Annotated in this window: 8 protein-coding genes and 4 pseudogenes; 4 read left to right on the top strand and 8 right to left on the bottom strand. The window is 67.8% G+C overall.

The annotated features are described in order from the left end of the window. Together OP79_RS47625 and OP79_RS57790 are read left to right on the top strand one after the other, a co-directional pair. Positions 1 to 876: hydroxypyruvate isomerase family protein (locus tag OP79_RS47625; RefSeq protein ID WP_483855341.1), on the top strand; the 876-nt coding region annotated here is incomplete at its 5' end. A gap of 6 nt (positions 877 to 882) precedes the next feature. Continuing rightward, a pseudogene (locus tag OP79_RS57790) lies at positions 883 to 1,026 on the top strand (NAD-dependent epimerase); the annotation flags it as partial. Between the two features lie 36 nt (positions 1,027 to 1,062). Here OP79_RS57790 and OP79_RS47620 read toward each other — a convergent pair. The 7 genes and pseudogenes from OP79_RS47620 to OP79_RS53355 form a co-directional block, all read right to left on the bottom strand. Continuing rightward, positions 1,063 to 2,235, bottom strand: coding sequence for an ROK family transcriptional regulator (locus OP79_RS47620; protein WP_245685733.1), 1,173 nt, complete (start codon positions 2,233 to 2,235; stop codon positions 1,063 to 1,065). Between the two features lie 178 nt (positions 2,236 to 2,413). Then, positions 2,414 to 3,493, bottom strand: coding sequence for a phosphotransferase (locus OP79_RS47615; protein WP_033329473.1), 1,080 nt, complete (start codon positions 3,491 to 3,493; stop codon positions 2,414 to 2,416). Positions 3,494 to 3,520: 27 nt separating this feature from the next. After that, positions 3,521 to 4,927 (bottom strand): aspartate aminotransferase family protein, encoded by a 1,407-nt coding sequence (locus tag OP79_RS47610; protein WP_245685732.1) that lies wholly within the window; start codon positions 4,925 to 4,927, stop codon positions 3,521 to 3,523. Between the two features lie 91 nt (positions 4,928 to 5,018). Then, positions 5,019 to 5,224: pseudogene (locus tag OP79_RS53360) on the bottom strand (tartrate dehydrogenase); the annotation flags it as partial. 73 nt (positions 5,225 to 5,297) lie between these two features. Continuing rightward, positions 5,298 to 6,182, bottom strand: a complete 885-nt coding sequence (locus tag OP79_RS47605; RefSeq protein WP_033329471.1) for a LysR family transcriptional regulator — start codon at positions 6,180 to 6,182, stop codon at positions 5,298 to 5,300. 95 nt (positions 6,183 to 6,277) lie between these two features. Then, entirely contained in the window at positions 6,278 to 7,021 is a 744-nt protein-coding gene (locus tag OP79_RS47600; RefSeq protein ID WP_033329470.1) for an IclR family transcriptional regulator, read from the bottom strand. Between the two features lie 216 nt (positions 7,022 to 7,237). Then, a pseudogene (locus OP79_RS53355) lies at positions 7,238 to 7,312 on the bottom strand (hypothetical protein); the annotation flags it as partial. Here OP79_RS53355 and OP79_RS53350 point away from each other — a divergent pair. After that, positions 7,303 to 7,782, top strand: a pseudogene (locus tag OP79_RS53350) (NAD(P)/FAD-dependent oxidoreductase); the annotation flags it as partial. The pseudogenes OP79_RS53355 and OP79_RS53350 sit on opposite strands and share 10 nt — an antisense overlap. Positions 7,783 to 7,899: 117 nt before the next feature. Here OP79_RS53350 and OP79_RS47590 read toward each other — a convergent pair. Beyond that, positions 7,900 to 8,646: an IclR family transcriptional regulator gene (locus OP79_RS47590; protein ID WP_033329475.1), complete on the bottom strand. Its 747-nt coding sequence runs from the start codon at positions 8,644 to 8,646 to the stop codon at positions 7,900 to 7,902. 218 nt (positions 8,647 to 8,864) lie between these two features. Here OP79_RS47590 and OP79_RS54890 point away from each other — a divergent pair. Then, positions 8,865 to 9,007: NAD(P)-dependent oxidoreductase (locus tag OP79_RS54890; RefSeq protein ID WP_281194522.1), on the top strand; the 143-nt coding region annotated here is incomplete at its 3' end.

The raw sequence follows: 9,007 nt of genomic DNA, 5'->3' as shown, positions 1-9,007 counted from the left end.
GAGCGACACCACCCTCTCCGTCGGCTCCCTGGAGGCCCGGCCCGGCACCAAGGCGCGCGGCACCGTCCGGGCCGACCTGGGCACCCTCACCGCGGACATGGCGACCTCGACGACGGCGGTTTCAGCGACCTGGCCCGGGCCGGCCTGATCGTCGACCTGATCCCGCGCAGGCTGCGCGAGGCGGGCCTCCTCGCCCGCGTCTACAACCGGGACGACCACGGCCTGAGGCAGGTGCTCTTCAACGCACCACCCGGAGCGTGGGAGTCCGGAGAGCGCGGGATGGCGGCACTGCCCGGACGCGAGGCGGAGGTGCGTTCCGGGGTCGACCGGGCTCTGGAGTACGCGGCGGCGCTGGGCTGCCCGCGGGTGCACCTGATGGCCGGGCTGTTCCGACCGGACGCGACACCGGTCGAGCGGGCCAAGCACCGCGACACCTACCTGACCAACCTGGCCCGGGCCGCGGAACGGGCCGCCGCGGCGGGCGTCGACGTCCTGATCGAGCCGATCAACGGCCGCGACATGCCCGGATACTTCCTGAGCGCCCAGGCCGAGGCCCACGCCGTGGTGCAGGAGGTGGGAGCCTCGAACCTCAAGGTGCAGCTCGACCTCTACCACTGCCAGATCGTCGAGGGCGACCTCACCGCGACCCTGCGCCGCGACCTGCCGACCGGCCGGGTCGGCCATCTGCAGATCGCGGGCGTACCCGACCGCAACGAGCCCGACCGGGGTGAGCTCAACGTCCGCCACCTGCTCGACGTGGTCGATGAGCTGGGCTTCGACGGGTGGATCGGCTGCGAGTACAACCCCCGCGCCGGCACGAGCGAAGGTCTCCGCTGGCTGAACGACTACCGCAGCCACCGAGGGGAAAGCGACTGAGGACCGGTGTTCGGTGAGCCGGTGGACGTACTGATCCCCCTCGCCTCCGCTGTCTCGGCCTGATGCGAGGCTGACTCCGACCTCGGCATGAGCGCCAACGTGGTCACGACCCGCGCGCTGCTCGAAGCCGCCCGGGCACAGTCGGCGGCCCGACAGCGCGGGTGGTCCTCATGCTCGCAGTCCGGATCAGAATGCCGGCGCGGCTTGCTCCTGCTGCGGTCCCTGACTGCGTGCCTTGAGCAGCGCGTCCCGTAGGCGGTTGTGGGTCATGGCCAGGCACGCGTGCACCGCGCCGCGTGCTACCGAGAGTCCCAGAATCTGGGAGACGGTCGTGATCCGGGGGATGACCGGCAAGGTCTGTTCGAGTCGCTTGCGTACCTCGGGGAGTACCTCGTCCACCAAGGGGTGCAACCGGCCGACGAAGTAGACGGATTCGGGATCGAGTGTCACGGCGACGATGCTCACGGCGGTCGTGACCGCCGTCGTGAACGCCTTGAGTATCTCGGCCCGGCCTCGATGGTCCTGAGGTGCCAGCCACAGATCCTCGACGCGTTCGAGGTCCAGTCCGTGTTCACGAGCGAACTTCACAAGCCCTGCGGTGCTCAGCAGCCCGTTGAGAGTGCGGTCGTCGATGCCGGAGGAGAGGGAACCGATGTCGCCGAACGAAGGAGTACGTCCCCGAGCCAGTTCCCGGTCCCTGCAGGTGGCGAAATTCAGCGTGCTGCTGACGCTGAACAGGGCAGCGTCATGGATGCTCGCGTCGTCCGTGAGCACCTGGAGCAAGGACGCGTTCGCGTCACTGTCGAAGGACACTGGAGCACCGACGAGCTTTTCGACGGTTCGGTGCAGGTCTCTGCCGGAGAAGATTTTCATCGGATCGGCAGGCCGAAAGACCTCGGCGCCGTCGCGGACATGGGCGGGCAGTGCCGCGACGACCTGGCGCAGTGGCCCTCGTGCGGAGGCGCTGGTCCGCGCGATCAGGTCGACCAGCCACCGGCCGGCAGCGGGGACGTCGTGGTGCTCGACCGTCGGGACGATCACATGCCCGATCTCACGGCCGCGTAGGTCGGTCACCAGCACGCCGGTGGTCACGGCGCCGAAGCCGACCCCCACGACATGTCCGGCCGTCTCGGGCACATCGAGGTACGTCGACGGACGGCCACGCCCGACGACGGCGTCGACTCCCCCGTCCACGACGAACCCGTCAGAGCGCAGTTCCTCGACGGCCCGCGACACCGTCGCCTTGCTCAACCCCGTGAGCTCGATGAGCTTGTTCCGGGTCAACGGCACATGGGAGAGAAGCACGTCAAGGACACTTGCCTTGTTGTAGTCGCGCGGTGTGGGGTTGATGCGGCTCACCTCATGACCTTAGCGAGACCACACGCAGCCCGAACCAGTGGTCTCTGCCGGACTTGCCGAGCTGCCCGTAGGCATCGGCGAAGATGCTGATCCTTGGCTCGCCTGCGCTTCTGTTGAACTTGGCGATCGGCCAGTCTGCCGTGTCGGACGTCGGCGAGTGTCGCCTCAGTGGCGTCGCTCAAGGCCTGTCATGGCGGGTGCTCAGCAAGCGGGCCACGACCTCCTCCATGGCGACGGCCGTGGCCCGCTCCACGTTGACCCAGTCGTCTCTGGCGTGCTCGAGCAGGTAGTCGCGACGCTCCGGCACTCGTTCCGCGCGCCAATGGGTGACCAGCGCGCGAAGTGTGAGGCGTGCCAGCGCGGCAACAGGCAGGAGCGGGAGTTCGGTGTCCTTGATCGGCCGGGCCCGCTCGTATCCCGCGACGAAGCTGTATGCCTCACGCCAGGGATCCGATGGTGTCCGGCCGAGAAGGTTCGCGAGCGACACAGCAGGATCGAAGATCAAAGCGCTGCGCATGCTGTCACCGAAGTCGATTACTCCTGTGACGAAGCTGTCCGGCCGCGGATCCACCAGGACGTTGTAGGGACTGTAGTCACCATGGATCACTTGGGTCTCGAGATCACCCAGCCTCGGAACAACGGCCTCGTGGAAAAGGCGGAACACTTCTTGTGCCAGCCGACGGTGCGTGGCGCTGGGCGTGTACTCGATGAGCTCCCGCAGCTGGTCGAAGTGTCGAAGGTCCCACACAAGGCGCCGCTCGTCCGCTGGATGCCTGAATGACCGCAAAGCCAGATCCACTCGCCCGAGCATCTGCCCGACCTGGGCAAGCTGGTGGGGATCGGGCTTCGTCCGCGCCAGGACGGCACCTTCGACGAAGTCGAAGACGCGCAGGACTCGGACCCCGCCGCCCTTCGTCTCGATCGGTACGTCGTCGCTGCCTTCGGTGGTCGCCTTGACCCGCTGGACGGGCAGATGAGGAGCTTCGGTTTCGAGGTGGCGCATCACAGCCGTTTGCAGAGCTACGACAGCTACCGCCTCGTCGGGCGGGGAAACCTTGACGAGATGGTCGGCCGTGCCGGTCCGCAGCCGGAACGTGTCGTCCTTCTCGGTTGCCAGCCGCTCGAGATGTCCGCTCAGCTGGTAGTGCCGGGCGAGGAGAGCGTCCACCACGTTCGTCTCGATGGGCTTGTGGGACGAGGCCAGGCCGCTCTCCTCGAACAACTGCTGGGCGGTACGTGCAGGGGGCGAGGTGTTCACCGTTCGGTCCCTTCGGCTTTCGGCCTGCTACAGGCGCATCTCGGCGATCTCCGCGAAGGTCTCGAGGAATCGCGTCACGTCGGCCGAGTCGAAGGCCAGCGGTGGTCGGATCTTGAGCACATTGACTGCTTCCCCGGTGCCGCTGATGAGGACTCGACGCTCGCGCATGTCGTTGATGACGCGGTCAGCGCGGGCACGATCGGGCTCCAGCGACTCCCGGTCCTTCACGAGTTCGACGCCCACGTACAGACCACTGCCGCGGACCTCCTCGACGTGGGGAGACTCTCGAGTGATCTCCTCAAGGCCGGCTCGAAGCGCCCTGCCGTTGTCGAGAACTCGCTGCTGCACGTTCTCCGCTTCGAAGACGTCCAGAACCGCGGTACCGGCGGCAACCGCGATCGAACTGCCGGCAAAGGTATTGAAGTAACGGACATTCCGTCCGAACTCGTCGCACACCTCGGGCCTGAACACCACGCCGGACATCGGCATGCCGTTGCCCATGGGCTTGCCCATCGTGACGATGTCCGGAAGCACCCCATGGCGGCTGAACCCCCACATCGCCTCTCCGAGCCGGGCGAATCCCGACTGGACCTCGTCGGCGATGTACACGCCGCCCGCGGTGTGCACCTCCTCGACCATGTCACGCAGGTAACCGACGGGATCGGTGAAGAGGCCGTCGCTGGAGTGCGCGCAGTCGGTGATCAGTGCCGCAAGCCTGTAGCCGTGGCGCTCGAGGTCGTTGATCGCGCCGCGCACCTGGCTTCGCATGTAGTCGGGAAGCGATGAACCCGGCGGGACGAGTCGCGGATCAGGAGCATCGATGAGCCGCACATTCGGCCCGAGCGGTGAGCCCGCGCCGAGCGTCGGCGAGAAGCTCGCAACCTCGCGAGTGAGACCGTGGTAAGCCCAGCGAGACACTACGATTCCCTCGCCGCCCGTGTGGAAGCGAGCCACGCGCATGGCCAGGTCGTTCGCCTCCGACCCGCTGCACGCGAAGCTGACCCTCGAGAGCGCTTCGGGCATGGTCGCGAGAAGGCGCTCGGCGTAGTCGACGAGTGATTCCTGCACATAGCGCGTGTTGGTGTTGACCGCCGCCATCTGGCGGGACACGGCCTCGACAACGTGCGGGTGTGCGTGACCGACGCACGGCACATTGTTGTAGGCGTCAAGGTAGTCGTTGCCATCCCGGTCGAACAGGTGAGCGCCTCGGCCTGAGACGAACTCGACCGGCTCCCGGTAGTTCAGCGCGTAACCAGGGCCCAGCACGTTGTTTCGCCGCTTGACGGTGGACTGCAATCGCTCAGGCAGTTCACCGAGCGCTGCGGGGTCGAACCTGTTGGGGTAGTTGACCAACGCTCGACTCGGCGTGGAAGTCATCAGCAGGTCCCCTCCTTCGTGGCTTGCATCTGGTGGCGGCTGCTTGAGCTGCACCATACCAGCTTTCGTTTCAGTTCCAACCTGAAACTTAATATCCACTTGGCGGGTTCGGCCTGGGCGGGGGTTGGGAACACGGATGCTGCCATGCCTTGTCGCGCAACTGGTCGATCCCGTCGACGGGCATCATGGCGCCCTCCCGCAGGCACCGCTCGCACGACCAGTCGTCGTACGACGTGTGGCCACACAGAAGCCGTGGCGGCGGCCCAGAACATCGAGGATCTGCTGTGCTGGGCGCAGTACCTCGGCGCCGATGCCGCCGCCGGGGATCAGGGCAATGCGGTGGTTCGTCGTCATACCGCTGATTGCGGCAAGGCGGTCCGTGAGGCGTCCAAGGCGCGGTGCGGATCTGCGTTATAGGCCATGCCTGTCAGCTGTCGGCGGCCGAGGTGGCGTCCGTGACGAACGCGGCGGCTGCGGGGGACAGGCTGCCGCGGCGGCTGACGAGGGCGATGTCCAAGGTGGCCTTCGGCTCGATGTCCAGGACGCGGGCGCCCAGTCGCCGGGCGACGTCCCGCCAGGAATCCGTGACCACCGCGAGCCCGACCCCGGCCAGTACCAGGGGCATGAGCGACACGCGGTGCTCGGTCTCGGCGGCGACGGTGAACTCGATGCCCTGTTCCCGCAGCGCGTCGACGTAGGCGCGCATCCCGGTACCCACCTGCCCGACGATCAGCCGCTGTCCCGCAAGCTCCCGGCATTCCACCGCCGTTCGATGAGCGAACGGGCCATCGGCCGGCACCATCAGCACAAAGCGCTGCCGCCCCAGCGCATGTGAGGCGACCTCCTTGTCGGAGACCGGACCGGTGGACGCCAAGAGCCCCAACTCCACGGCACCCGTGCGCACCATGTCGATCACATCACGCGAGGTGAACGCCGCTTTGATGGCCACAGAGACGCCGGGATACCGGTGGCTGAAGGCACTCACCAAGGTCGTCAGCGGCTCCACCGCCTGCGACGGCATGGATGCCACATCCAGGCGCCCCTCACGCAGCTCATGCACCGCCGCGACACTCGCCCGCGCCGTCTCCAGACTCCGCACGGCCTCCCGGGCAGGCTCGATCAGGGCCCTTCCAGCCTCCGTCAGGACTGCCCTACGTCCGATGCGATGGAACAGCTCGGAGCCGAGATCACGCTCCAGTGCCCGCACAGTCTGCGACAGCGACGGCTGCGACACGTACAGAGCCGAGGCCGCACGGTTGAACCCCCCACGATCAACAATCGCAAGGAAGTACTCCAGCTGCCGAATGTCCATACGCACCCTCTGCTCCTCAAGAAAAAGCACGGTTCGGACCGGCGTGCTGTCGTCCCCCGGCGGTACGCGGCTGTTTCCGGCCCGGTCCGTCCCCCTCAGCGCAGGTGTCGGGCGGTGATCTCCGCAGCGGTGTCGGTCACCAGTTGACCCAGCTCCGCAAGTCGGCCGGGCTCGAAGCGGGAGTCGGGCAGGGAGACGGCCACGGCGGCCAGTGGCACGCCGTCACCGTCCAGGACGGGCGCCGCGATGGCACAGACACCCTGCAGGTACTGGTTGTGGTTGACGGCGTATCCACGGTCTCGGACGCGCTGGAGCTCCGCGCGCAGCTCCACCGGGTCGGTGATGGTCTCCTCGCCGTAACCCTCGAGCGTGCCGGCCGCGACCTCGTTGACCTCGGACTTCGGCAGATGGGCGAGGACCGCGTGTCCGCCCGCCGTGGCGTGCAGGGGAGAGGTGTCGCCGATGGCGTGGTACGTCCGTACGGCGTGGTCGCAGTCGACGCGGTCCACCACGACCATGCACTGCAGGGCGTCGGGCACCGACAGGTGGATGGTCTCGTTCAGCGAGTCGCGGAGCCGCGTCATGGGCTCGCGGGCGGCGGCGAACAGGCTGGATCCCTGCAGGGCGGCGGGCCGTACGGCGAGGATGCGGGCGCCGATCTCCCAGCGGGTGGTGTCTTTGCGGTTGGCTCGCAGCCAGCCGGCCTCCGCCAGCGTGACCAGGGTGCGCTGCACGGTCGATTTCGGCAGGCCGAAGAGCTTCGTCAGCTCTCCCACGGTCACGGGCTGGTGCTGAGCGACCGCCTCCAGGATGCGCAGCGACCTGGTGACGCTCTTCATTTCCACTTCCGGTGCCCCCGTCAGTTATCTGGCTGCGTCGTGCTCACTTCCTGACTCCCTCCGCGGAGTCGTGGACATGTCGTGCCAGATATTAGCACGGCGTGCCACGTATTGGCATGCGTGCTGGAGAGGCCGGTGATGCGGCTGGTGTCGAGCCGTGGCAGTCCGGTGATCCTCGCGGTTCGCGACCTTCACGTACGACAGAGGCAGGGGTGTTCAGAAGGCGGTGTACCCGCCGTCGACGGGGAGGACCGCTCCGGTGATGTGCGACGACTCCGACGATGCGAAGAAGAGGACCGCGTCGGCGACCTCTTCGGGGAATCGGGTTCCGCGACGCGGTCTCCCGCTACGGCTTCGACACCGCCAAGCAGTATCTGATGGCCTACCACGACGCGGTCGACACCCTGGAGGAGCTCGTCACCGACGAGGGGATCGACTGCGACTTCGCCCGCACGGGCAAGCTGGTCCTGGCGTCCAAGCCGGCGCACGTCGAGGGTCTGCGCAGGACCCACGAGATCATGTCCGGCCGGCTCGGGGTCGAGACCCGGCTGATCCCCAAGAGCGAGATCCACTCCGAGATCGGCTCCGACCGCTTCCACGGCGGGATGGTCGATGCCAAGAGCGCAGGGCTGCACGTCGGCAAGTTCACCAAGGGTCTCGCCGAGGCGGCCGCGCGGATCGGCGTCACCATTCACGAGAAGGCACCGGTCGAGAAGGCCGAGCGGCTGGGCGGCACGCGGCACGAGCTGGTCACTCCGCGCGGGACCATCGAGCCGGATCGCACCCGGTCTGCGGGTGGAGCAAGGGCCGGCTCCCACGCTTGCACGTGCGAGCCGGCCCTTGCCCGGGTGCGGGGCTCTCGGGCCACCGCCTTCCGCTCAGGCGCCCGCCAGGCGTCCGGTGATCTCCGCGGCCGTGTCGGCGACGAGGCGGCCCCACTCGGGCGCCCGGTCCGCGTCGTACCGGGAGTCGGGCATCGAGATGGCCACGGCGGCCAGCGGTGTTCCGGCCTCGTCGAGTACGGGCGCGGCGAGAGCGCAGACGCCCGGGCGGAACTGGTTGGTGTTGATCGCGTACCCGTCGGTGCGGATGCGGTCCAGCTCGGCGCGCAGCGCGTCGGGGTCGGCGGGGGTCGTGTCGCTGAACCGTTCCAGTCCCCGCGCGACGAGTTCCTCGACGTCCTGCTTCGGAAGGTGGGCGAGGATGGCACGCCCGACGGCGGTGGCGTGCAGCGGAGAAGTGTCGCCGATGGTGTGGAAGGTCCGTACGGCGTGGTCGCAGTCGACGCGGTCCACCACGACCATGCACTGCAGGGCGTCGGGCACCGACAGGTGGATGGTCTCGTTCACCGCGCCCCGGAGGCGGATCATGGGCTCGCGGGCGGCGGCGAACAGGCTGGACCCCTGCAGGGCGGCCGGCCGTACGGCCAGCACCCGGGCGCCGATCTCCCAGCGGGTGGTGTCCCTGCGGTTGGCTCGCAGCCAGCCGGCCTCCGCCAGCGTGACCAGGGTGCGCTGCACCGTGGACTTCGGGATTCCGAAGAGCTTCGTCAACTCCCCGACTGTGACCGGCTGATGCTGGGCGACCGCCTCCAGGATGCGCAGCGACCTGGTGACGCTCTTCATTTCCATCCGATTTCCCCCTGTTAACCCTCGGAATTTCTGCTGGACACCCTCTTGACTCCCCTCCGAGCCGCTGTCATTCTCGTGCCAGATTCTAGCACAGCGTTCCACAATGTGGCACGGCTCGACCGGGAGAGATCCCGGAGACATGAGCACCTCGAATCGATCAGCCTCACGTCGGGGGCCCAGCATGTGCCCCGGCGATACGAAAGGAAAGTCCTGTGTCAGCTGCCAGGAAGCGCGTCGCCGTCGTCGGCGTCGGAACTATGGGCAGCCAGGCCGCCTGGCGGCTGGCAGCCCGCGGCGCCGAGGTCGTCGGATACGACCGGTACGCCCCCGGCCACGACCGCAGTGCCGCCGGCGG

This window comes from Streptomyces yerevanensis, from assembly GCF_000716805.1.
Classification (GTDB): domain Bacteria; phylum Actinomycetota; class Actinomycetes; order Streptomycetales; family Streptomycetaceae; genus Streptomyces; species Streptomyces flaveus.
The sequence above is the reverse complement of the archived record's forward strand: the minus strand, read 5'-3'. Positions and strand labels throughout refer to the sequence as shown.

Excerpts from the sequence above, each read along its gene's own strand:
- OP79_RS47605 (WP_033329471.1), bottom strand. The coding sequence starts at position 6,182 with ATGGACATTCGGCAGCTGGAGTACTTCCTTGCGATTGTTGATCGTGGG.
- OP79_RS47600 (WP_033329470.1), bottom strand. The coding sequence starts at position 7,021 with ATGAAGAGCGTCACCAGGTCGCTGCGCATCCTGGAGGCGGTCGCTCAG.
- OP79_RS47590 (WP_033329475.1), bottom strand. The coding sequence starts at position 8,646 with ATGAAGAGCGTCACCAGGTCGCTGCGCATCCTGGAGGCGGTCGCCCAG.
- OP79_RS47610 (WP_245685732.1), bottom strand. The coding sequence starts at position 4,927 with ATGGTGCAGCTCAAGCAGCCGCCACCAGATGCAAGCCACGAAGGAGGG.